The 22,626-nt window shown below is 61.3% G+C and carries 15 protein-coding genes; 11 read left to right on the top strand and 4 right to left on the bottom strand.

Annotation, left to right across the window (positions count from 1 at the left end):
* Positions 1–62 precede the first annotated feature (62 nt).
* The 4 genes from ampD (at position 63) to ACTJK7_RS12270 (ending at position 4,185) form a co-directional block, all read left to right on the top strand.
* Positions 63–623 carry a 1,6-anhydro-N-acetylmuramyl-L-alanine amidase AmpD gene (gene ampD, locus ACTJK7_RS12285; RefSeq protein WP_323151045.1) on the top strand — a complete coding sequence of 187 codons (561 nt, stop codon included), beginning with the start codon at positions 63–65 and terminating at the stop codon, positions 621–623.
* Positions 620–1,453 (top strand): regulatory signaling modulator protein AmpE, encoded by an 834-nt coding sequence (gene ampE, locus ACTJK7_RS12280; RefSeq protein WP_064382581.1) that lies wholly within the window; start codon positions 620–622, stop codon positions 1,451–1,453. The genes ampD and ampE overlap by 4 nt, the downstream gene beginning before the upstream one ends.
* 157 nt (positions 1,454–1,610) lie before the next feature.
* A complete protein-coding gene (locus ACTJK7_RS12275; protein ID WP_064382580.1) occupies positions 1,611–3,641 on the top strand; it encodes a methyl-accepting chemotaxis protein in 2,031 nt (676 codons plus the stop codon).
* A gap of 154 nt (positions 3,642–3,795) precedes the next feature.
* The gene (locus tag ACTJK7_RS12270) at positions 3,796–4,185 is read left to right on the top strand and encodes a hypothetical protein (RefSeq protein ID WP_011332417.1); all 390 of its coding nucleotides are present in this window, start codon (positions 3,796–3,798) and stop codon (positions 4,183–4,185) included.
* Here the strand turns inward: ACTJK7_RS12270 and ACTJK7_RS12265 are convergent, their stop codons facing one another.
* Both ACTJK7_RS12265 and cra read right to left on the bottom strand, forming a co-directional pair.
* Positions 4,186–4,962, bottom strand: a complete 777-nt coding sequence (locus ACTJK7_RS12265; RefSeq protein WP_440780402.1) for a TatD family hydrolase — start codon at positions 4,960–4,962, stop codon at positions 4,186–4,188.
* A gap of 3 nt (positions 4,963–4,965) precedes the next feature.
* The gene (cra, locus tag ACTJK7_RS12260; protein WP_440780400.1) at positions 4,966–5,961 is read right to left on the bottom strand and encodes a catabolite repressor/activator; all 996 of its coding nucleotides are present in this window, start codon (positions 5,959–5,961) and stop codon (positions 4,966–4,968) included.
* Between the two features lie 306 nt (positions 5,962–6,267).
* Between cra and ptsP the strand changes: the two genes are divergently transcribed.
* From ptsP to ACTJK7_RS12240, 4 genes are read left to right on the top strand one after another with little or no spacing between them, the layout of a single operon-like run.
* Positions 6,268–9,129: a phosphoenolpyruvate--protein phosphotransferase gene (ptsP, locus tag ACTJK7_RS12255; RefSeq protein WP_440780399.1), complete on the top strand. Its 2,862-nt coding sequence runs from the start codon at positions 6,268–6,270 to the stop codon at positions 9,127–9,129.
* Positions 9,129–10,070 carry a 1-phosphofructokinase gene (gene pfkB / locus ACTJK7_RS12250; RefSeq protein WP_108559559.1) on the top strand — a complete coding sequence of 314 codons (942 nt, stop codon included), beginning with the start codon at positions 9,129–9,131 and terminating at the stop codon, positions 10,068–10,070. The genes ptsP and pfkB overlap by 1 nt, the downstream gene beginning before the upstream one ends.
* An 11-nt stretch (positions 10,071–10,081) precedes the next feature.
* The gene (locus ACTJK7_RS12245; RefSeq protein WP_440780398.1) at positions 10,082–11,815 is read left to right on the top strand and encodes a PTS fructose-like transporter subunit IIB; all 1,734 of its coding nucleotides are present in this window, start codon (positions 10,082–10,084) and stop codon (positions 11,813–11,815) included.
* A 59-nt stretch (positions 11,816–11,874) separates the two neighbouring features.
* Positions 11,875–13,416, top strand: a complete 1,542-nt coding sequence (locus ACTJK7_RS12240) for an alkaline phosphatase D family protein (RefSeq protein ID WP_440780397.1) — start codon at positions 11,875–11,877, stop codon at positions 13,414–13,416.
* Positions 13,417–13,537: 121 nt separating this feature from the next.
* Here the strand turns inward: ACTJK7_RS12240 and ACTJK7_RS12235 are convergent, their stop codons facing one another.
* Together ACTJK7_RS12235 and ACTJK7_RS12230 are read right to left on the bottom strand one after the other, a co-directional pair.
* On the bottom strand, positions 13,538–16,066 hold the full coding sequence (locus ACTJK7_RS12235; protein WP_440780396.1) for a PepSY domain-containing protein: 2,529 nt from the start codon (positions 16,064–16,066) through the stop codon (positions 13,538–13,540).
* A 132-nt stretch (positions 16,067–16,198) separates the two neighbouring features.
* A complete protein-coding gene (locus ACTJK7_RS12230; protein WP_064382571.1) occupies positions 16,199–18,520 on the bottom strand; it encodes a TonB-dependent receptor in 2,322 nt (773 codons plus the stop codon).
* Between the two features lie 207 nt (positions 18,521–18,727).
* On the opposite strand from ACTJK7_RS12230, the gene ACTJK7_RS12225 reads away from it, so the two are divergent.
* From ACTJK7_RS12225 to ACTJK7_RS12215, 3 genes are all read left to right on the top strand, one after another.
* Positions 18,728–19,408 (top strand): Fe2+-dependent dioxygenase, encoded by a 681-nt coding sequence (locus ACTJK7_RS12225; protein WP_039769208.1) that lies wholly within the window; start codon positions 18,728–18,730, stop codon positions 19,406–19,408.
* Positions 19,409–20,167 (top strand): tetratricopeptide repeat protein, encoded by a 759-nt coding sequence (locus ACTJK7_RS12220; RefSeq protein ID WP_234420597.1) that lies wholly within the window; start codon positions 19,409–19,411, stop codon positions 20,165–20,167.
* A 233-nt stretch (positions 20,168–20,400) separates the two neighbouring features.
* On the top strand, positions 20,401–22,620 hold the full coding sequence (locus tag ACTJK7_RS12215; protein WP_108559563.1) for an alpha-xenorhabdolysin family binary toxin subunit A: 2,220 nt from the start codon (positions 20,401–20,403) through the stop codon (positions 22,618–22,620).
* Positions 22,621–22,626: the final 6 nt, after the last annotated feature.

Here is a 22,626-nt window from a genome sequence, read left to right as displayed (position 1 = left end):
GCGCGCCGGGGGCCGATCACGGCATACTGGTCGCCAACACAGTCGGCGTTGAAGGAATCGGTATGCAGTTGGATCCCGCAAGCGGGTGGTGTCACGGGGTGCAGGTCTGCCCTTCGCCCAACTTCAATGAACGCCCGGCGGGCGAAGTTTCCCTGTTGGTCATCCACAACATCAGCCTGCCACCGGCGCAGTTCGCCACCGGCAAGGTCCATGAATTTTTCCAGAATCGTCTGGATGTCACGGAACATCCCTACTTTGCCGGGATCGCCGACCTGCGCGTGTCTGCGCATTTTCTGATCGAACGTGACGGCAAGGTCACCCAGTTTGTCTCCTGTCTTGAGCGTGCCTGGCATGCCGGCGTTTCGGTGTTCGAGGGACGGGAAACCTGTAACGATTTTTCCGTGGGCATCGAGCTGGAAGGCACCGATGATCTGCCGTTCACCGATGCGCAGTACCAGGCGTTGACCGTGCTGACCCGGCAGATACAGGCGGCGTTCCCGGCGATCACGCTCGAGCGTATCTGCGGGCACAGCGACATCGCCCCCGGTCGCAAGACCGACCCCGGACCCGCATTCGACTGGGCACGCTACCGCGCTGCCCTGGCACAAGAGGAAGGACAATGAGTTTTCTGGTGTTACTGCTGGCGGTCTGGATCGAGAAGTTCTCGGCTCTGCGCCAACGGGTGCAACGCGATGGCGGATGGATCCGCGAACTGCACAAGCTTGAAACCGGCGGGTTGGCGAAACAGCCGTGGCTGGTGCTGACCATCCTGGTGCTGTTGCCGGTAGCGCTGCTGGGATTGCTGCTGGTGGTGCTGGAGCCGGTGGCCTACGGTCTGCTGGCGTTGCCGGTGCATTTGCTGGTGGTGATTTACAGCCTGGGGCGGGGTGACCTGCTCGGCGAGCTCGGGCCGTTCCGCGACGCCTGGCGCCGTGAGGATCTGCAGGCCGCTGCCCATGTGGCCAAGCGTGATCTGAACATCTGCGCCGAAAGCGGCGAACAATTGCTGGAGCAAGTGCAACGACATCTGTTGTGGCAGGCCTACCAGAGCTTTTTTGCGGTGATTTTCTGGTATTTCCTGCTCGGTCCGGTGGCGGCGCTGAGCTATCGCTTGCTGGCGCTGGCCGAAGAAAACGCCCAGAACCCGGCGGTGGCCGAACGCGCCGGGCAACTGCGTCATGCCTTCGACTGGGTGCCGGTGCGCCTGCTGGCCGCGAGCCTTGCACTGGTGGGCAATTTCGTCGCGGTCAGCCGAGTAATGCTGCACGAGCTGCTGAACTGGAACATCAGCGCTGCGCAACTGATCAACAAGGTCGGGCTGGCGGCCGGGGAAATCCCGCCGGCCGCTGTCGGTCCCGAAGGCATCAACACCCTCGACTGCCTGTGGGAACTGCTGCTGCGGGCGGCGGTGCTGTGGTATGCCGGCTTTGCCCTGTGGACGGTGCTGGCGTAGGCCGTTCGCGTGACGAGGGGGGCAATCCCCCTCGTTAACCTTAAGTTACAAAACCTCCCTTCGATTTGAGCTATACAGAGATAGCGCCCGATAGTGGCTATCTGCTGTCGCCCCGCGCCTGCCAATAAAAACAAGAAAAAACCAAGGGAGACATCCAGTGAAGAGCTTGCTCTATCCCGCCGTCTCGCTGATGAACCGCTTGAGCTTCGGCATGAAGTTCAGCCTGATCAGCGTGCTGTTCCTGGTGCCGATGCTGGTGACCAATTTCTATCTGGTGCGCGACTCCTATCGTGAATTCCAGGGCACCCGGGTGGAGCTGCAGAGCCTCGACCTGCTGGGCAGCAGCCTGACCCTGCGCCGGGATCTGGAAACCCTCAACAATCTGGTGCAGATCAACGTCACCCTCGGCCAGTCCGGCAAGGCCGGCAATGTCGAGGCGCAGATCACCAGCCTTGAGCAAAACGTCCTGGCGCGCCTGCAAGGGCTGACGCCGATGACCGAGGATCCGGAGCAGATCAAATTCTTCGAGGCCAAACGCGATGAAATGATCGCCGCGTTCAAGGCCCAGCAAGCGGAAAACTCCCTGCAAAGCAAAAGTGCGCTGATCGGCAAGCTGCTGGGCAATGCGCAGGTTTTCAGCCAGATCGTGGCCAGTCAGGCCGGATTGAGTCGCGACAATCAGGGCGACATTCGCCAGCTCAGCGAGCTGATCACCGCGATCACGCCGGCTGTTACTCAGGCGTTGGGCGAGGGGCGGGCGATGGGTTCGTATTCATTGGGCCAGGGCTTTCTCAACAGTTCGTCGAGCACCCGCTTCGACGAGTTGCTGGTGCAGATCGAAAAACTTCAGGCCGAGTACGGCCTGAAATTGCAGGACGCGCTGGGCTCAAGCAAAGCCGCCCGTGATTCCCTGAGCGCACCGGCCGATGCCAGCAAGGCATCGCTGAAACAGGCCGGCACCCTGATCGAAGAACAAGTGGTGATGGCCGAAACGCTCGACGCTCCATGGCAGGGGTTTTATGACCAGGTCACCGGGCTGATGGACCAGACCTATCAGCTCAACGACGCCACCCTGAAATTCCTCGATACCCAGTTGCAGCAGCGCCTGGGGCAAAACCGCACGCACATGGTGCTGCAAGCTGTGGCGTTGTCGGTGGTGTTCGTGCTGATTTTCTATCTCTATGGCGGCTTCTACGCGTCGACCCGCGCCACCCTGAAAAACCTCGGGGCCATGATGGATAAGGTCGCGGCGGGCGACATGACGGTGAATTTCCGCGCCAACAGCCGCGATGAACTCGGCGAATTGGGCGAGGTGTTCAACGGTACGGTGAAGAAAATCCATGACCTGATTGAGCGGGTCGGCCACACCGTTGGCGAGGTCGAGCGACAGGCGGGACAGGTGGAAAACGTCTCGGCGCAAAGCAATCAGGCAGTCGCCGGGCAGCGCACGCAGATTGAGCAGGTGGCCACCGCGATGAACCAGATGTCGGCGACATCGCTGGAGGTGGCACGCAGTGCAGCGGCAGCGGTCAGCAGTGCGCACAGCGTGAACGACGAAACCATCAGCGGTCGCGGGTTGGTGGAATCGCAGCAGGGCAGCATTGCTGCACTGGCGAGCGAAATCGATCAATCGGTGCTGGTGATCAACCAGTTGGCCAGCGACAGTCAGTCGATCAGTCGCGTGCTGGAAGTGATCAAGAGCATCGCCGAACAGACCAATCTGCTGGCGCTCAACGCCGCGATCGAGGCCGCGCGGGCCGGTGAGCAGGGCCGCGGTTTTGCCGTGGTCGCCGACGAAGTCCGCACGCTGGCCAAGCGCACCCAACAATCGACCGAAGAAATCGAGCAGATGATCGCCAAACTCCACGGCGGCGTCGGCGCGGCAGTAAAGGCCATGGGCGTCAGCCATCAGATGGCCAACGGCACGGTGGGGCAGTCGGAAAAAGTCCAGCAGGCGCTGGAAAACATCCTCGGCGCTGTCGGCATGATCGTCGACCAGAACCAGCAGATCGCCGCCGCCGTCGAACAACAGACCGCCGTCGCCCACGATATCGACCAGAACATCGTCGAGATCAACCGTGCCGGCGAGCGCACCGCAGAAGGCGCGCATCAGACCGAAGACGCCAGCCGCGCGTTGTCGGCGCAGGTGGTCGAGTTGAAACAGCTGATCAGCGCGTTCCGGGTTTGAATTGACCTGCCTCTTGTGAGGCAGGTTTTTTCGGAATGGCTTGTAGTACTTTTTTGCCTACATCTGTAAGCCCAATCCTGTTTTCCTCCAGGCGCTGGTTTTTCGGCCTCAATGAACCAAGCTCAGTTCTTTGACCACTTGGAGGAGATCGCATATGTCTGTCGCAACCCTGGGCGTCCAGGGCCGCTGCGCCCACTGCCAGACCACGCTGGTGCTCAAGCCCTGGCAGCTGAATGCCATTTCGATCCACGAAGCGTTCACCTGTGCCCATTGCCAGAAAAGCCTGGAATTGCGTTGCCCCAAGCAGATCAAACGTTTCCGTTCGCTCGATTCACTCGGCCTGCTGCGCGCCAGTGCGCTGGTGACGGTGTGCACCGCGCTGCTGGTGGCCCTGGTGATGGAATGGGTGGGTCTGCTCAGCGTCACCGAGCAGCTGAACGGATCGCTGATCGCGATTTTCGTGTACTTCGCGGTGATTCGTTATGCCCGGCAGCGCCAGCATCTGACGCTGATTCTCGACGCGGCCAAGGCCCACGCCGACTGACTACCAGCCGAACACCTCGCAACTGTTGGCGGTACTGGCGGCAGCGAGTTGTTGCACACTGATGTTCATCAAAGTGGCCAGTGAGTCGCAGATCGCCGGCAGATGCGCTGGCGTATTGCGAATGCCGGGGTACATGGCGGGCGCCATGTCCGGTGAGTCGGTTTCCAGCACCACCGAATCCAGCGGCAAGTCGGCCAGCACCCGGTGCATGCGCAACGCCTGCGGCCAGGTCGGTGCCCCCCCGAGGCCAAGTTTGAAACCGAGCTTGATGTATTCCCGCGCTTCTTCACGGCTGCCTGCGAAGGCGTGAATGATGCCGGCGCGCTTGAGCTTGAAGCGCTTGAGCGTGGCGATCACCGCCGCATGACTGCGCCGCACATGGATCAATGCCGGCAGTTCAAAATCTGCCGCCAATTGTAGTTGTGCCTCGAAAAGCGCTTGCTGGCGTTCGCGGTCGAGGGTTTCGATGAAGTAGTCCAGGCCGATTTCGCCGACCGCGCACAGCTGCCGATGACCCTTTAGCCGTGTCAGCCAGTCGCCCAGTGCCAGCAAGTCTTGCGGCCGATGCTGATCGAGATACACCGGGTGCAATCCGAACGCCGCGTACAGATCGGCATCGCTTTGCACCAGATCCCACACCCGTTGCCAGTTGCCTTCGTAGACACCCAACACGACCATTCGCCGCACCCCGAGGGCGCGGCTTTCGGTGAGCAGTGCCGCGCGGTCGGCGTCGAAGTCGGGGAAGTCCAGATGGGTGTGGCTGTCGATCAGCTCCACGGCTCAGTCCCGGTGAATACGCTGCTTGAAGGTTCGGGCAATGGCTTGCACGCCAGGCTGGTAGTCCGATTGTTCGACCGCCGCCAACGCCAGTTCCAGCGCCTTGTCGGCGATCAACTGGTGCTGCTGGGCCATGGCGTTGACCGGCAGCGGCAGGAAGTCGAGCAACTGGGTGTCGCCGAACGTGCCGAGGCGCAGCGGGCGGTTTTTTAACGGGAAGTCATGCAGCGCGTCGAACACCCCCTGCAACAGTACGTAGGACGTGGTCACCAGCGCATCCGGCAAATGCCCGAGGCGTTGCAGGAGTTCTTCCATCAACTGCTTGCCGCACTCGCGGCTGAAGGATTCGGCGTGTTCGATCAGCACTTCGCCCTTGAACCCGGCCAGGGCTTGTTTGAAACCGGCTTCACGTTCCTGGCTGATGCTCAGTTCCGGGCGAGCGCCCAGCAGCACGATCTGTTTCGGCTGCGGGTCGAGCAGGCTTTCGGTCAGGTGCAGGCTGGCTTCGCGGTCATCGCTGACCACCGAACAGAAATGTTCGGCATCCATCACCCGGTCGATGGCAATGATCGGCAAACCCTTGGTCTGCAACTGGCGATAACTGTCGTCACCGGCCGGCAGGCAACTGGCGACGATCAACGCATCGCAGCGTCGGGCGCGGAACAGTTGCAGCAGTTGCCGTTCGCTGTCGGGGGCATCGTCGGAGCTGGCGATCAGCAACTGATAACCCCGCGCACGGGCACCTTGCTCCAGCAGTTTGGCGATCCGCGCGTAACTGGGGTTTTCCAGATCCGGCAGGATAAAACCCAGGGTCCGGGTGTGCCGACTGCGCAGCCCGGCTGCCTGTGGATTGGGGGTAAAGCCGTGCAGTTCGACCACCGCCCGCACCCGCTCGACGGTGGCGTTGCTGATGCGTTGCTGTTCGGCCTTGCCATTGATGACGTAGCTGGCGGTGGTCACGGACACTCCGGCCAACCGCGCGATATCACTGAGTTTCAACCCGGGATTTCCTTGTTTTTTCGAGCTTGCCGCGACATTTTCGCCAATCCTACCCGATTCAGGCAGGCGACCATTGTCTCAGCGCATCCGACAAGTTGGACTTCAAGGATGGGACATTATCGAGTAACGTGCCGATCAATCTAGATTAAACGTTTCAGCAAGCGTATTTTCTACGTTTTAGACGCCTTTGGCCGGTTCTGCCGTGAAACCGCCAAAACTGCCTCCTGAAAAGGATGGCTCACAGCGCCTAAGCTGCAACCATTCAAAACAATACCTGGCGCGCCACCGCGCCAAAAAGGAGATCGCATGCTCGAGCTCACTGTAGAGCAGATATCCATGGGCCAGTCGGCTGTGGATAAACCCGCCGCTTTGCAATTGCTGGCCAGTCATCTGGTCGCCGATGGACTTGTCGCCGACGGCTACCTCTCCGGCCTGCAGGCCCGGGAGGCTCAGGGCTCGACCTTCCTCGGCCAAGGCATTGCGATCCCCCACGGCACGCCCGAAACCCGTGATCAGGTGTTCGCCACCGGCGTGCGCCTGATGCAGTTTCCCGACGGCGTGGACTGGGGCGACGGCCAGATCGTTTATCTGGCCATCGGCATCGCCGCCAAATCCGACGAACACCTGCGCCTGCTGCAACTGCTGACCCGCGCTCTCGGCGAGACCGATCTGGGCCAGGCCCTGCGCCGCGCCAGTTCGCCCGAAGCGCTGCTGAAACTGCTGCAAGGCGCGCCGCAAGAGCTGGCGCTGGATGCGCAGATGATCGGCCTCGGCGTATCGGCCGACGATTTCGAAGAGCTGGTCTGGCGCGGGGCACGACTGCTGCGCCAGGCCGATTGCGTGAGCAACGGTTTCGCTGGCGTGTTGCAGCAGGTCGAAGCGCTGCCGCTGGGCGATGGCCTGTGGTGGCTGCACAGCGAGCAGACCGTGAAGCGTCCGGGCCTGGCCTTCGTCACCCCGGACAAACCGATGCGCTACCTCGGTCAGCCGCTCAGCGGTCTGTTCTGTCTGGCCAGCCTCGGTGAAGCGCATCAGGCGTTACTCGAACGGTTGTGCGCGTTGCTGATCGAAGGTCGTGGCCATGAACTGGGCCGCGCCACCAGCAGCCGCAAAGTCCTCGAAGTGCTCGGCGGCGAGTTGCCGGCCGACTGGCCGAGTGCGCGTATCGCACTGGCCAACGCCCATGGTCTGCACGCGCGGCCGGCGAAGATCCTCGCGCAACTGGCGAAAAGTTTTGACGGTGAAATCCGTGTGCGCATCGTCGACGGTCAGGACAGCGCCGTATCGGTGAAAAGCCTGAGCAAATTGCTGAGCCTCGGCGCTCGTCGTGGGCAGGTGCTGGAAATCATCGCCGAACCGAGCATCGCCGCCGACGCTTTGCCGGCGTTGCTGGCCGCCATCGAAGAAGGCCTCGGCGAAGAAGTCGAACCGCTGCCGGCCGTGAGTCAGCAACGCGAAGTCATCGCCGACATCGCCGAAGTCCTGAGCGCCCCGGCCTCCGGCAGTCTGCTGCAAGCGATCCCTGCCGCCCCTGGCATCGCCATCGGCCCGGCGCACATTCAGGTCCAGCAAACCATCGATTACCCGTTGCGCGGCGAGTCCGCTGCCATCGAGCGCGAGCGTCTCAAGCAAGCGCTGGCCGACGTGCGTCAGGACATTCAGGGCCTGATCGAACGCAGCAAGGCCAAGGCGATCCGCGAGATTTTCATCACCCACCAGGAAATGCTCGACGACCCGGAACTCACCGACGAAGTCGACACCCGTCTCAAGCAGGGTGAAAGCGCCGAAGCAGCCTGGATGGCCGTGATCGAGGCCGCCGCAAAACAACAGGAAGCGTTGCAGGACGCATTGCTCGCCGAACGTGCCGCCGACCTGCGCGACATCGGTCGCCGGGTGCTGGCGCAACTGTGTGGCGTGCAGACGCCCGCCGAGCCTGAGCAACCGTACATTCTGGTGATGGATGAAGTCGGCCCGTCCGACGTGGCGCGTCTGGATCCGGCGCGGGTCGCGGGGATTCTCACCGCCCGTGGCGGCGCCACCGCGCACAGCGCCATCGTGGCTCGCGCACTGGGGATTCCGGCGCTGGTCGGTGCGGGCGCAGCAGTGCTGCTGCTGAAGCCGGGCACGCCGTTGCTGCTCGACGGCCAGCGCGGTCGCCTGCATGTGGACGCGGATGCCGCGACCCTGCAACGCGCCAGCGAAGAACGCGACACCCGCGAACAACGCCTGAAAGCCGCCGCCGAACAACGTCATCAACCGGCGCACACCACCGACGGCCACGCCGTGGAAGTGTTCGCCAACATCGGCGAAAGCGCTGGCGTCATCAGCGCGGTGGAGCAGGGCGCCGAAGGCATCGGTCTGTTGCGCACCGAACTGATTTTCATGGCTCATCCACAGGCACCGGACGAGGCGACTCAGGAAGCCGAATACCGCCGCGTCCTCGACGGCCTCGCCGGTCGGCCGCTGGTGGTGCGCACGCTTGATGTCGGCGGCGACAAACCGCTGCCGTATTGGCCGATTGCCAAGGAAGAAAACCCGTTCCTCGGCGTACGCGGGATTCGCCTGACCTTGCAGCGTCCGCAGATCATGGAAGCGCAGTTGCGCGCCTTGCTGCGTTCGGCGGACAACCGTCCGTTGCGGATCATGTTCCCGATGGTCGGCAGTGTCGAAGAATGGCGTCAGGCCCGCGACATGACCGAACGCCTGCGTCTGGAAATCCCGGTTGCCGACCTGCAACTGGGGATCATGATCGAAGTGCCGTCCGCCGCACTGCTGGCGCCGGTGCTGGCAAAAGAGGTGGACTTCTTCAGCGTCGGCACCAACGACCTGACTCAGTACACGCTGGCGATCGACCGTGGTCATCCGACCCTGTCCGCCCAGGCTGACGGCCTGCACCCGGCGGTGCTGCAACTGATCGACATCACCGTGCGCGCGGCCCATGCCCACGGCAAATGGGTCGGCGTCTGCGGCGAGCTGGCGGCGGATCCGCTGGCGGTGCCGGTGCTGGTCGGCCTCGGTGTGGATGAATTGAGCGTCTCCGGGCGCAGCATCGCCGAGGTCAAGGCACGCATCCGCGAACTCAGCCTGACCCAGGCTCAAACCCTTGCTCAACAAACCCTGGCCTTGGGCAGCGCCAACGAAGTGCGCGCATTAGTGGAGGCCCTGTAATGGCCAAGATTCTCACCCTGACCCTCAACCCGGCGCTGGACCTCACGGTGCAGTTGCCACGTCTTGAGGCCGGTCAGGTCAACCGCAGCGACGAGATGCACACCCACGCCGCCGGTAAAGGCGTGAATGTCGCGCAAGTGCTGGCCGACCTCGGTCATCAACTGACGGTCAGCGGCTTTCTCGGCGAAGACAATCTGCAAGCGTTCGAAACCCTGTTCGCCAAACGCGGTTTCACCGATGCGTTTATCCGGGTACCCGGCGAGACCCGCAGCAACATCAAGGTCGCTGAGCAGGATGGACGCATCACCGACATCAACGGCCCGGGGCCGGTGGTCGGCGTAGTGGCGCAACAGGCGTTGCTGGAGCGTCTGGTGCAGATCGCGCCGGGGCATGACGCGGTTGTAGTTGCGGGCAGCTTGCCGCGCGGAGTCACTGCACAGTGGTTGCGCGAACTGGTCGGACGCTTGAAAGCGTTGGGCCTGAAAGTCGCTCTGGACACCAGCGGCGAAGCTTTGCGCGCAGCGCTCAAGGCCGGTCCGTGGCTGATCAAACCGAATACCGAAGAGCTGGCCGATGCACTGGGCTGTGAAGTGCTGTCCCACGCGTCTCAGGCCGAAGCGGCCAATCGGTTGCACGTTCAAGGCATCGAGCATGTGGTGATTTCCCACGGCGCCGACGGTGTGAACTGGTTCAGCGTCGGCTCGGCGCTGCATGCGACACCGCCGAAGGTCAGCGTCGCCAGCACGGTCGGTGCCGGCGATTCGTTGCTGGCCGGCATGCTCCACGGTCTGCTCAGCGCCGACACGCCGGAACAAACCCTGCGCACGGCCACCGCAATTGCGGCGCAGGCGGTAACCCAGATCGGTTTCGGTATTCACGATGCTGCGCAACTGGTGCAGCTCGAACAGGGCGTGCGCGTGCGCCCCCTGACAGAACAATAAGAGGGTTTGTCATGAAGTTAGCCATTGTCACGTCCTGCCCGAACGGCATGGTCACCAGTGTGCTGTGCGCCCGGTTGCTGGATGCCGCGGCCCAGCGTCAGGGCTGGAGCACCAGCGTCGAAGTGGTAGACGCCGCGCACCCGGAACGTGAATTGTCGGCGGCCACCATCGAGGCTGCCGAGTGGGTGTTGCTGGTGGCCACGGGACCTGTGGACATGACCCGGTTCATCGGCAAGAAAGTCTTTCGGATCGCACCGGCGCAAGCCCTGCAGGATGTCGAAGACGTGCTGCGGCGTGGCGCTGTCGAGGCCGAGGTGTACGTCGCTGCCGAAGCGCCGCCGGTGGTTGCCAGCGCTCAAGCGCCGCGTCTGGTCGCGGTCACCGCGTGCCCGACCGGCGTCGCCCACACCTTCATGGCCGCCGAAGCCTTGCAGCAAGCCGCCAAGCGTCTGGGCTACGACCTGCAGGTCGAGACCCAGGGCTCGGTCGGCGCGCGCAATCCGCTGAGCGCAGCCGCGATTGCCGAGGCTGACGTGGTGCTGCTGGCGGCTGACATTGAAGTCGCCACCGAGCGTTTCGCCGGCAAGAAAATCTACCGCTGTGGCACCGGAATCGCGTTGAAGCAATCCGAAGCCACACTGAAAAAAGCCCTGGCCGAAGGTGTCGTGGAAAGCGCTGCCGGCGACGGCAAGGCCCCGGCCAAACAAGAGAAAAGCGGCGTCTACAAACACCTGCTGACCGGTGTGTCGTTCATGCTGCCGATGGTGGTGGCGGGCGGTCTGATGATCGCCTTGTCGTTCGTGTTCGGCATCACCGCGTTCAAGGAAGAAGGCACACTGGCGGCGGCGCTGATGCAGATCGGTGGCGAGACCGCGTTCAAATTGATGGTGCCGCTGCTGGCCGGTTACATCGCCTGGTCGATTGCAGACCGTCCCGGACTCGCGCCGGGCATGATCGGCGGTTTGCTGGCGAGCACCCTGGGCGCCGGCTTCATCGGCGGGATCGTTGCCGGGTTTATCGCAGGCTACGCGGCCAAGGCGATCAGTCGTTATGTGGCGCTGCCGCAAAGCCTTGAAGCGCTGAAACCGATCTTGATCATCCCGCTGTTCGCCAGTCTGTTCACCGGGCTGGTGATGATTTACGTGGTCGGCAAACCGGTGGCCGGGATGCTCGCGGCGCTGACCCATTTCCTCGACAGCATGGGCACCACCAACGCGATCCTGCTCGGTGTGCTGCTGGGCGGCATGATGTGCGTCGACCTCGGCGGGCCGATCAACAAGGCTGCCTATGCGTTCTCGGTGGGGCTGCTCGCCTCGCAGAGTTATGCACCGATGGCCGCGACCATGGCCGCCGGCATGGTGCCGCCGATTGGTCTGGGCATCGCCACGTTCATCGCCCGACGCAAGTTTGCCCAGACCGAGCGCGAAGCCGGTAAAGCGGCGCTGGTGCTCGGGTTGTGCTTCATCTCCGAAGGGGCGATTCCGTTTGCGGCGAAAGACCCGTTGCGGGTGATCCCGGCAAGCATTGCCGGCGGTGCGCTGACCGGTGCGTTGTCGATGTATTTCGGCTGCAAACTGATGGCGCCCCACGGTGGCCTGTTCGTGCTGGCGATTCCGAATGCGATCAACCATGCGCTGTTGTACCTGCTGGCGATTGTCGCGGGCAGCCTGCTGACGGCGGTGGTGTATGCGCTGGTCAAGCGGCCGGAAGCCCTGGAGCTGGCGCTGGAGCCCGCGAAGGCGTGAGGTGTCACACCCCTTTCATCTAGCAGTGCTTAAGTTTTCCTTTTTTCAGGGAGAACACCATGAGCGATTTCAATCCCGGTCGCCGACGCGTGATGCAAGCCGTCGGCGCCGGACTGCTGATGCCGGGGCTGGCGCCGGCCGTGATCGCGTCGGTCAAGGATCGACCGCAACTCACTGACGGCGTGCAATCCGGCGACTTGCAGGGCGACCGGGCGATGATCTGGAGCCGCGCCGACCGCCCGGCGCAGATGGTGGTGGAGTGGGACACCCGCAGTCAGTTCCGCCATCCACGCCGGGTCGTCTCGGCGCTGGCCGATGCCCGCAGCGATTTCACCGCCCGCGTCGAACTCACCGGGCTGCCCGCCGATCAGGCGATTTTCTACCGTGTGTATTTCAAGGATGCCCGCACCGGCGTCGCCAGCGAACCGTGGCTTGGCCATTTGCGCAGCGCACCGACGGCGCGGCGCAATCTCCGTTTTGTCTGGAGCGGCGACACCGTCGGCCAGGGCTTCGGCATCAACCCCGATATCGGCGGCATGCGCATCTATGAAGCCATGCGCATGCGCCTGCCGGACTTCTTTATCCACAGCGGCGACACCATCTACGCCGACGGCCCGGTGCCGGCGCAACTGACCACTGAAGGTGGCCGGATCTGGCGCAACCTCACCACCGAAGCCAAGAGCAAAGTCGCCCAGACCCTCGACGATTATCGCGGCAATTACCGCTACAACCTGATGGATGAAAACGTCCGTCGCTTCAATGCCGAAGTGCCGCAGATCTGGCAATGGGACGACCATGAAGTGGTCAACAACTGGTCGCCGGGCAAGCAGCTCGACGAGCGTTATCAGGAAAAAAATATCCACACCCTGGTCGGCCGTGCGCGTCAGGCCTGGCTCGAATATTCGCCGATGCGTTTGCAGGCCGCCGATGGCGGCGGGAGGATTTATCGCAAGCTGAGTTACGGGCCGATGCTCGATGTGTTCGTGCTCGACATGCGCAGTTATCGCGGCGCCAACGACGACAATCTCGGGGCGGAAAAACCATTCCTCGGTCGTGAGCAATTGAACTGGCTCAAGCGCGGACTGAAGGCGTCGAAAGCCCAGTGGAAAGTCATCGCCGCCGACATGCCGATCGGTCTCGGCGTGCCGGATGGCGAGGTCAGCCCCGGTGTTGCGCGCTGGGAAGCGGTGGCCAACGGCGATCCCGGCCCGGCGCAGGGACGTGAGCTGGAAGTCGCCGAGCTGCTGGGCTTTTTGCGCGCGCAACAGGTGCGCAATTTCGTGTTCCTGACGGCGGATGTGCATTACTGCGCAGCGCATCACTATCACCCGGAGCGCGCGGCGTTCCAGGATTTCGAACCGTTCTGGGAGTTTGTCGCAGGGCCGTTGAACGCCGGCAGTTTCGGACCCAATCCGCTGGACAAGACTTTTGGCCCGCAGGTGGTGTTCCAGAAAGCACCACCGACGCAGAACGCCTCGCCGTTTGCCGGGTTTCAGTTTTTCGGTGAGGTGAATATCGAGGGGCAGAGCGGGGAGATGAGTGTGGTGTTGCGGGATCTGGAGGGTGTTGCGGTGTTCGAGCAGAAGCTGCAACCGACCTGAGTTCAGCGCAAAAAAACTGTGGGAGCGAGCTTGCTCGCGATAGCGGTATAACAGACAACCAATGTGTTGAATGTAAAACCGTCATCGCGAGCAAGCTCGCTCCCACATTTGTCATGTGTGGTCAGTAAACGTCGCGGCGATAGCGACCCTGTTCGATCAGGCGTTCGACTTCAGTGGCGCCCAGCACTTCATTGAGCACCTGATCCACGCCCGACGCCATGCCTTGAAGGCTGCCGCAGATGTAGATTACCGCACCGTCCGCCAGCCATTTCTTCAACTCGCCGGCCGATTCGCGCAGGCGATCCTGCACGTAAATCTTTTCGGCCTGATCCCGCGAGAACGCCAGATCCAGTCGTTCCAGATCGCCATTGATCAACCACTCTTCCAGCTCCGCGCGACAGAGGAAATCGTGCTCGCGATTGCGCTCGCCAAACAGCAGCCAGTGGCGCTGTTGATTGTCGGCGATCCGTGCCTTGAGCAAGCTGCGCAGTCCGGCAAGGCCGGTGCCGTTGCCCAGCAGGATCATCGGCACCGGAGCGTTCGGCAGATGGAAACCGCTGTTACGACGGACCCGCAGGCTGATGCTGCCGCCGACCGGAGCATGCTCGGTCAGCCAGCCGGAGCCGATGCCGAGGCTGCCGTCGGCATGCTGTTCCTGACGCACGATCAGTTCCAGCACCCCGTCGGCGGCAATCGAGGCGATCGAGTATTCGCGCATCGCCAGCGGCACCATCGCATCGACCAGCGCCTGAGCGTGCAGGCCCACCAGATGGGCGCGGTGCTCGGGCAACTGGCGGCTGGCGAGGGCCACTTCCAGCGGCTCTTGCAGGCCGTTGACCTTGACGCTGGTTTCGCCACGGATGCCGAGACCGTCGAGGAAATGCTCGATGGCCCACGGGCAGTTGCGCGGCAGCACTTCCACCAGGTCACCGGCCAGCCAGCTGCGAGAAGTCGGAGCGGTCAGGCCGAGCAGGAAAACCGGGGCGCCGGCGCTGTCCGGGTTCATCAGCTCGCGGCGTACCAGTGTCCAGTTCTCGTAGCTCGGTGCCTGCCAGGTGTCGACCGGTGCTTGCCCGGTGAGCAGGCCGAGCTGGGTCTGCCAGTGACGCAGGGCGTAAGGATCGCCGCTGTCGACTTCGACCGGGGCGAACAGGGTCTTGCCGCCGTGTTCGCCCAGCCATTGATGCAGGCGTCGGGCGAAACCGCAGAAGTGTTGATACTGCCGATCGCCAAGGCCGAGTACGGCGTAGTTGAGGCTGTCGAGGGTCGAGGCTTTGCTCAATACCTTGCGCTCGAAACCGCGAGCGCTGTCCGGTGCTTCGCCGTCGCCGAAGGTACTGACCACGAACAGCGCGTTGTTCGGTTCGCACAGATCCTGTTCGCTGACATTCGCCAGCGGCTGCACCTTCACCGGCAATCCGGCGGCCTGCAATTGACCCGCCGTCTGCCACGCCAGTTGCTCGGCAAAACCGCTCTGGCTAGCGAAACCGATCAGCCACGCCGGCGTATCGCCGGCCGGTTGGTCGAGGCCTTTGCGGGCATCCTTGATCTGCTTTTTCTTGCGTCGGCGATCCAGATAAAGCAACCAGCCGGTGATGAAGAACAGCGGCATCAAGACGGCCGCGGCGGTGACGATGATCCGCCCGACCAGCCCGAAATAGCTGCCGACGTGCAGCGCATAAATGCTGGTCAGCAATTGCGCCTTGAAGCTCTTGTCGGCGTAGCGGTCGACGCGTTTGACCACTCCGGTGGCCGGGTCGAGGGTGATCTGGTTCAGCGCGCGGTCATGGGGCGAGCTGTCGAGCAGGTAGAACACGGTCGCCGGTTGGCCGGCCACCGGCGGCATGCGGATGTTGTAGGAAGCGAGGCCTGGGCCTGCGGTGCTGTAGATGCTGAGCCACATGGCGGCGTAATCGGCAGTCGGCGCCGGACCTTCGGGGGCCGGGCCACGACCGCCGCGCACGCGCTCGTTTTGCGGCGCGTCGGAAAGCAATCTGGTCAGGCCCTTGTTGTACCACTCGTAGGACCAGGACAGTCCGGTCAGTGCCAGCAGCAGGTAAACCAGCATGCACCAGGTGCCGAACACCGAGTGCAGATCCCAGTTGAAGCTGCGGCCCTTTTTCTTCCAGTCGAGGGTCAGCCACACGCGCCAGCTGTTCCACTGGCGCGGCCAGCGCAGGTACAGGCCGGACAGGCAGAAGAACAGCAGCATCAGGGTGCAGGCGCCGGTGATGTTGCGACCGGTATCGCCCATGGCGAGGAACCGGTGCAGTTGCAGCATCAGGCCGAAGAAATCCTGGCCGGTGGCCTCGCCCTTGAACTCGGCGGTGTAGGGATCGAAGTAGCGCATCTCGCCCCGGCGCTCGCCTTTGGGCGGGGTGAACCAGACGCGTCCGGCGCTGCCGCTTTCGGTCTCGACCGAAAGCATCGAGACTTTCTTGCCCGAGGCCGCTTCGATCTGTGCCACCAGATCGGCGGGCGGCAGGACGCCGGCGACCTGCTTCTCGACCTGCAACACTGAAGGGTTGAGGGCTTTGAGAATTTCGTCCTGAAACGAATAGGCAGCGCCGGTGATGCCCATCAGGGCCAGCACCAGCCCGGCAGTGATGCCAAAAAACCAGTGCAACTGGAACAGGGTTTTCTTCAACACGTCGCTTGCCTTGTCCGTTCGGAAATTGTGTTCACGGCGTGCATTATGCCGTGGCCTATCGAGAAGCGTTCTTTATTACGCACAAAAGCCCCGCTCAAATGAATGAACGGGGCTCGGTACTTCCCTCTTCGATCAGAAGTGGAAGTTGGTGCTCAGCAATGCCGTACGGCCCGCCGCCTGGTTGGCGAAGTGAGTCGAGAAGGCCTTGTCGTAGTAGGTTTCGTTGGTCAGGTTCTGCACGTTCAGTTGCAGGTCGACGTTCTTGCTCAGCTTGTACGCCGCCATCGCGTCGTAGCGAACATAGGAATCGACCATGGTGGTGTTGGCCACGCTGCCGAACACGTCATCCACGTAGAACGCACCGCCACCGATGGTCAGCTTTGGCGTGACCTGGTAAGTGGTCCACAGGCTGGCGCTGTTTTTCGGCGTGTTAGGCAGCTCGTTGCCGTTGTTGGCCTTGTTGGCCGGCAGGTCACCACCGTCCACCTGTTCGCTGTCCATGTAGGCGTAACCGGCGAACACTTGCCACTTGTCGGTGATCTTGCCGCTGGCGGACAACTCGATACCTTGAACACGGGTCTTGCCGGCGTTCTCGTAAGAGGTGGTATCGACCTGGACTCGCGCGTTTTCTTTCTCGGTGCGGAAGATGTCGGCGGTCAGCGACAGGCGATCGTTCAGCAGATCCCACTTGGTGCCGATTTCGTAGTTCTTGGTGGTTTCCGGCTCCATGTCGCTCTTGAGCAGGTTGCCGTTGCGATCCGGCGTGCCGCCCAGCGGGTTGCCTTCCTGACCTTCACCCAGGGTGTTGCCCGGCGGTGTGGCGGAGGTGGCGTAGGACGCATAGATGCTGCCGTTCTCTGCCGGCTTGTAGACGATGCCGAACTGACCGGTGACGAACTCGCTGGTGTCAGAACCTTTGGAGGTGGTGTTGCCGGCGGCGGTGTAGGTCTTGTAGCCGGTTTCGAAGTGGTCGTAACGCAGGCCCATGTTCACCAGCCATTGCTCGGACAACTCCAGGGTGTCGAACGCATACAGCGCGTAGGTATCGGACTGGGTGTCGGTGCCGGCGTAGTTGCGCGAGATCGCGCCGTTCCACGGGTCGTTCGGGTTCGGGTTCGACAGCGAGGTGCAGTTGTAGCCGCTGGCGGCGCCGATCAGGCCCGGGTTGCAGTTGGTGGTCACGGCCGAGGTGCGCGGCGTGGTGTCGGTGTTGACGTTGTACGAGGATTTGCTGCTTTCCTCACGGGTGTATTCGACACCGGTGGAGAAGCTGTTCTTGAAACCGGCGACGTAGAAGTTGCCGAACAGATCGGTCTGGTTGGTGGTGGTCTCGGTGTTGCTCACGCGAGTGTTCGCACGACGCCAGACGCTGCCGTTGTTGACGTTGCCCTTGCTGTCGTCCGGCTGGGTCAGGATGTAATCCTGCATGCTGGTGCCATGACGCAGGGTGTTCTTGATCGTCAGCGAGTCGCTCAGGTCATGCTCGATGGCGAAGGTCGCGGTGTCGGTGCGGCCCTTGCGGAAGTCGCGGTCCAGACCGTAGAAATTGCTGTGATCGCCGCCGGCGTACGGCTTGTCCGGGTTGGACTTGGTGCGCGCCGCCGAGCCACCGGCCGGAATGGTGTAAGGAATGCCCGAATCCGGCGTGTCGTTGCTTTCGAGATGGTAGTAATCGAGGTTGACGCGGGTGTCGGTGCCCAGGCCGAAGGCCAGGGACGGCGCGATGCCCCAGCGGTCGTAGTCGACCTTGTCGCGACCGGCGACGTTGCTCTCGTGGCTCATCAGGTTCAGACGGCCGGCAGCGGTGTCGCTGAACTGGTAGTTGCCATCCATGGTGTAGCGCTGGGTCTGGTCGGAGCCCCAGGTGAAGCCACCGTCGAACGAGTTGCCCAGGTGCGCTTTCTTGCTCACCAGGTTGATGCTGCCGCCCGCCGCGCCGCGACCGCCGATGGCGGAGTTCGGGCCCTTGCTGACTTCGATGTTTTCCACGGCGAAGATTTCGCGGCTCTGGGAGCCGGTGTCGCGCACGCCGTCGAGGTAAGTGTCGCCCTGGGCGTCGAAACCACGGATGAACGGACGGTCGCCCTGCGGGTTGCCGCCTTCACCGGCACCGAAGGTGATGCCCGGCACGGTGCGCAGCGCGTCCTGCATGTTCAGGGCGCCGGTGTCCTTCAGGACTTGTTGGGGGATAACGGTGACCGAGCGCGGGGTATCAACCAGTGGCGCGGTGTACTTGGGCGAGGAGGCTTTCTCGACCTGGTAGGACGTCGAGTCCTGGGCTTCGCCGGTGATGGCGGTGGCGTCCAGGGCGATGGCATTGCCGGTCGCTTTGCTGTCGGTTTTTTCGGCGGCGAACACCATGTGGCCTGCGGAGCCGGCGGTAATTGCCACGCCGATGGCGGAAGCGAGCAGACGCGGTGAACTGACCGGTAATTGTGCGAGTTGACGTGCCATTTTTATTCCCCTCCCCAAGGATTTGAGGCGGCGGAATATAGGGTAAACAGGTATTCGTATCAATTGCGAAATATTACTATTCGCGACAAATTTACATTCTTTACAATTTAACCTTACGGTTTTTACCAGTTCATTCGTCTAGCGGGTTTTACACAGTCAATAAGAATCAATACCATTGGCATCTTTTTGCCATCTGGTGACGTCGCCATGCTCCTGCACATCCCCGCGCTGTTCGAGAAAGACGAAGTGCAGCGCATCCGCGAGGCTCTGGAACAGGCCGACTGGGCCGATGGCAAGATCACCGCCGGCTATCAATCGGCCAAGGCCAAGCACAATCTGCAGCTGCCGGAAGGCCATCCGCTTGCCAAGGAAATCGGCGCCGCGATGCTTGAACGGCTGTGGAAAAATCCGCTGTTCATGTCCGCCGCTTTGCCGCACAAAGTATTTCCGCCGCTACTCAATTGCTACACGGCGGGCGGCAGTTTCGATTTCCACATCGACAATGCCGTACGCCAGCCCAAGGGCAGCATCGAACGGGTACGCACTGATCTGTCCGCCACGCTGTTTTTCAGCGAGCCCGAGGACTACGACGGCGGCGAGCTGGAAATCCAGGATACTTTCGGTACCCAACGGGTGAAACTGCCCGCCGGCGACATGGTGCTGTACCCCGGCACCAGCCTGCACAAGGTCAACGCGGTGACTCGTGGTGCGCGCTATGCCTCGTTCTTCTGGACTCAAAGCCTGGTGCGCGAGGACAGCCAGCGCGCCTTGCTGTTCGAAATGGACGGTGCGATCCAGCAGCTCACGCAAGACATGCCCGATCACCCTTCGCTGATCCGCCTCACCGGCACCTATCACAACCTGCTGCGTCGCTGGGTCGAGGTGTAAGTGGCGGACTTTCGGTTACGTCGCGAAGAAGTCCTCGACGGCGAACGCCTCACGGCCATGCTCGAAGAAAGCCCTGCCCGCGCGGCTCAGGCGATTCTGCTGGCGGCGGGTGAGGGCGTGCTGGAAGCGCAGGCGCTGCTCGGGCAGATCCTGCTCGATGGTCACGGGATTGCTCAGGATCAGCCGCTGGCATTGCGCTGGTTTGAAATTGCCGCAGGGCAAGGTCATTTGATGGCGCGCAATATGCTCGGCCGCTGCCATGAGCACGGATGGGGCTGTGTGGCCAGCGCCGAACTTGCTGCGCGCCATTACCAGACGGCCGCCGAAGCAGGGCTGGATTGGGCGATGTACAACCTGGCAAACCTGCACGCCACCGGGCGTGGAACACCCGAGAACCAGGCGCAGGCCCTTGCTCTGTACCGCCGCGCCGCCGAGTCGGGACATGCCAAGTCGATGAACCTGTTGGGCCGGTATCTGGAAGAAGGACTCCACTGCCCGCAAGATCTGCCAACGGCGCGTGACTGGTATCGTCGCGCGGCCGAGGGCGGCGATTTTCGTGGCCAATTCAGTCACGCCGCGGTGCTTGCCGATGAAGGGCGCATTGACGAAGCTCTCGTTTGGCTACGCAAGGCGCTGGACGCGGGCAATGTGAATTTCCTGCGTGTTGCCAGTATGTCTTTGTTGAATGCACAACATCCGCAAATCCGCGCCATGGCCGACGCTTACAAGTTGCGGCTGGCAGAGTTAGTTGTTTTGTAAATATTTATTCTGCGGTTGTTAGGTTTTGTCAAGTTTGTATGGCTGTTCTCGGATAAGTATTCGGGTGAGTGGCTTATTTGTCTTGAATACTAATATTTGAGTGCTTGTTGATTGTTGTCTTGCTGTTCTAGGGTTGTTTTGCGATGTCGGCGCTCAAGTTGAAATGAGTCGAACCATGATGTCGTATCTAAAATGACTTTTATTAAATATCCGAAGAAGACAAGGAGTCTCTTATGGAGTTCAAGATGGACAGCAAGATCGTCGAGGCCGCCGCAAAAGCGCCTCGGATGTTTGTAAGTGCTTCGCTCGGCGAGGGTGAAGAATACAATCGGGAAACCGGTATTCAATTAACCAAAGAGCAGATTATCAGCCTGCGCAAGTATGAGGTTCTGGGGCTGTCGCTTCCGGTTCGGCTGGCGGACGTTGTTGCCTATCTGAACTACGGCACCGGGGATGCGGGGGGCGTTGGTCTCAAGGCAACAGACTTCCTGCGCACATTCACCTACACCTACGACCATGCGAAACGCTGGTCCCCGTTGCGTGAGAAAATCATGCTCACCGGTACTGATCTGAAGATTTTTGCCGGCAGCATTATTCGTACGGGTAAAGGCATCGTAGAGATCTACGAGGACCTGAAAGCCTCCAGGTATCTGGAGGAATACGATATCAATACGCCCGAAGAGTATGTGCAGCTCAAGCGCACGGTACCGGGCCTTCCCGACCTGGGCTTGCCGTCCGGTGATGTTCCGGAAATCAAAGCGTATCTCAATGACATGCTGGCTAAAGTCATGCAGTGCCACGCGAAGGCCGAGCATGTCAGATCGGAACTCGACAGTTTTGGCTCTGATATGCGCGAGATCGTGCTGCCGGAGATCAAACTGCGACTGGAGTTCGTATCGCGCAATACTTATCAGGCAGACATTCAGGCCCTGCAGGGGGAGATCGACCAGCGCTCGAAAGAAATCGATGAGCTGAACAAACAATATGATCAGTTGGTTCAGGAAGCGATCAGGTCGGCAGCGACACTGAATATCGGTGGTTTGATTCTCGGCATCTACCAGGGCGTCAAGGCTGAAAAAATCCGCAAGGAGCGAAACCGGTTGAAGGCAGAGCAACAGGCTTCCAACCAGGTAATGGCCAGCAAAAACCAGACGCTGAGTTCCCTGAACAAAGTGCGCGATGATTTGCAGAATCTCAACTACGTGGCGATCGAGGCTGAAGTTGCCACGCAGAACCTGATGCTGGTCTGGAATGCGTTGAGCACCTATATCAGTGCGTCTGTCAAAGAAGTTGATCTGCTTGAGGAAGCCACTTCCCTGAGGAAGTTCAAGAACCAGATTCTCGGTATCATTGATCCGTGGGAGCAGATCAAGGTGAGTTCCGATCAGCTATTGGACGTCTTTGATGCGGCAGATAAAGAGTATGGAAGCAACTTTGCGGTATTCAGGAGTAACACAATCATGTTGTCGCTAAACAGTCATTCAGCCGATTCGGACTTTGACATCGCTGCTTTGCGTTCCCACGCTGCGGCCGTTCAAACGAGCAATGTCACTGCGCAAATGCTCGGTGAAGAGTTCAATTATCTGCCGGGTACCGTCCGCACAATGAATGGACTGACGGTGGCTATTCAGAAGGCCACATTTGAACTTCGTAATCAGGCCCAGACTACAGCGATCAATCTGGAGCGCGCGCAGAACAAGCTGAAAATATCTCAGGCCGAACTTCTCGAATATCCGGAAGAGGCGGATGACATCCGCGAGGAAATGGAAATCGAACTCAAGAATTTATCGATGAAAGTCTCCGAGCACGCGGACGACTTGAAGATGACGCACAACGGCTTGAGTACCGCTTACGACCGATCGGCTTCGGCGCAATGGAAGGTGACGCTGCAGCAGGATCGGGCCTTCACGGAGGCACTGAAGGTCAAGTCGGAAGAAAAAGTCGCCGATTTCGAAAAACAGATGAAATCGGTGTCTGAAGCGCTCGAGCTGATTGCTAAAGCCGGAGTGGAGAAGATCGGTCAGGAAGCCCGATTGACACTGGATAACCTGAAAGCACTGGGGCTGGCGCCACCGCAGGTCCAGATTGCACTGTTCGCCATCGATACTCTGAAAAAAATGATCGCGGGTATTGGTGAGGCCATTTCCTATCTGAACATGCTGGCGGGTTACAACCAGCTCAAGGATAAGGCGGCTGATCTGAGGGAGCAGTTGAAGAAGCATGTCAACGAGATCGCCCAGATCGATGGAAAAATTCACCTGGTGCAAGTCCTCGACCAACTGGACGAAGAGCGTTGGAGTTACGTGAATGAGTTCTCGAATCTGGTGGCCGTGTTCGAGTTTTTCGCCCGGGACTTCAAACAGGACAAGTCGCAGCCTGTCGAGCAACGGACGACTGCCGCACTCACCCGGATTGCCGACGTCAGGCAGTATCTGAAAACGATTCAGCAGTAAGGAGTC

The sequence above is a fragment of the Pseudomonas sp. 22085 genome (assembly GCF_052045815.1).
Classification (GTDB): domain Bacteria; phylum Pseudomonadota; class Gammaproteobacteria; order Pseudomonadales; family Pseudomonadaceae; genus Aquipseudomonas; species Aquipseudomonas glycinae.
Note: the sequence above shows the minus strand (reverse complement) of the source record. Positions and strands in the feature narration are given on the sequence as shown.

Bases quoted from the DNA above. Each gene is read 5' to 3' on its own strand.
- ampD (WP_323151045.1), top strand. From the start codon at position 63: ATGCAGTTGGATCCCGCAAGCGGGTGGTGTCACGGGGTGCAGGTCTGC.
- ampE (WP_064382581.1), top strand. From the start codon at position 620: ATGAGTTTTCTGGTGTTACTGCTGGCGGTCTGGATCGAGAAGTTCTCG.
- ACTJK7_RS12270 (WP_011332417.1), top strand. From the start codon at position 3,796: ATGTCTGTCGCAACCCTGGGCGTCCAGGGCCGCTGCGCCCACTGCCAG.
- ptsP (WP_440780399.1), top strand. From the start codon at position 6,268: ATGCTCGAGCTCACTGTAGAGCAGATATCCATGGGCCAGTCGGCTGTG.
- pfkB (WP_108559559.1), top strand. From the start codon at position 9,129: ATGGCCAAGATTCTCACCCTGACCCTCAACCCGGCGCTGGACCTCACG.
- ACTJK7_RS12245 (WP_440780398.1), top strand. From the start codon at position 10,082: ATGAAGTTAGCCATTGTCACGTCCTGCCCGAACGGCATGGTCACCAGT.
- ACTJK7_RS12240 (WP_440780397.1), top strand. From the start codon at position 11,875: ATGAGCGATTTCAATCCCGGTCGCCGACGCGTGATGCAAGCCGTCGGC.
- ACTJK7_RS12230 (WP_064382571.1), bottom strand. From the start codon at position 18,520: ATGGCACGTCAACTCGCACAATTACCGGTCAGTTCACCGCGTCTGCTC.
- ACTJK7_RS12225 (WP_039769208.1), top strand. From the start codon at position 18,728: ATGCTCCTGCACATCCCCGCGCTGTTCGAGAAAGACGAAGTGCAGCGC.
- ACTJK7_RS12215 (WP_108559563.1), top strand. From the start codon at position 20,401: ATGGAGTTCAAGATGGACAGCAAGATCGTCGAGGCCGCCGCAAAAGCG.